The sequence below is a fragment of the Oleiphilus sp. HI0123 genome (assembly GCF_001635315.1).
On record NZ_LWGE01000080.1, the window covers coordinates 1 to 837 of the forward strand.

Annotated in this window: 1 protein-coding gene; it reads right to left on the reverse strand. The window is 43.1% G+C overall.

Annotated features, from left to right (window positions below):
• Positions 1–822 (reverse strand): metalloregulator ArsR/SmtB family transcription factor (locus A3761_RS00885; RefSeq protein ID WP_068749637.1); only part of this gene is annotated, 822 nt, incomplete at its 3' end.
• Positions 823–837 lie beyond the last annotated feature (15 nt).

The following is an 837-nucleotide window of genomic DNA, read 5'->3' on the forward strand; positions in this document are numbered from 1 at the left end:
CAATGAACTGCCAGGCTTTAAAATTGCATAGACATCAATAAATATTTGAGCAGGGGCGGGAACATGATGTAAAACCATATTCATGACAGCTGCGTCTACTTGCGGCCTTTCGTTTTTGTTGCACAAGTTTTTATAGCTATGGGTATCGCCTAATTCAAAGGTAATGTTGTTCAAACCTTCACTTAGCGCAAAAGCACGCGCTTTATTTAGCATATCTTGAGAGTTATCGATGGCAATAACGGATTTATATGTCTCGCTAAGCGGGCGTAGAAAATGACCTTCTCCTGGCCCAAATTCAATAATGGTTTGTTCTGCTAGATTGGCGCGCTGCTCTTGCAGAAGAAGCTCAAAGCTTGCTTGCGCATATAAGCTATGTTTCGCAATAAGCTCTTGTTGTTCATGAAAGCGGTCTGCATTGCGCGAAAAAAATGCTTGCGATTGAACTGCACGTTGTTCCTGAATACATTTGATTTTGTCTTGTAGGCTTTGATCAAGCGGGCACTGGTCAACTAAGGAAAATAATTGTTCAGTAGTAGACTTTACTCGCTGTGAATCGAATGAGACTGGACGACGATAAAAGACGGCATTACCTTCGCGCTGTGCTTCTACAAGACTTGATTGGCTGAGTACCTTTAAATGGTGACTCATGCCAGACTGTTTGGTGTTAAAAAGTTGAGTCAGCTCGAGTACGCCAAAGGTCTCAAACTGCAGTACCTGAAGGATCTGAAGGCGAAGAGGGTCACCGCAAGCTTTGAGAGCCTGGCTAAGGAGGTGGATGTCGCCGCAATTAATCGGTTCTACTTTCGAGGTGCTTATCATCATAGTTTTGAAGTATAT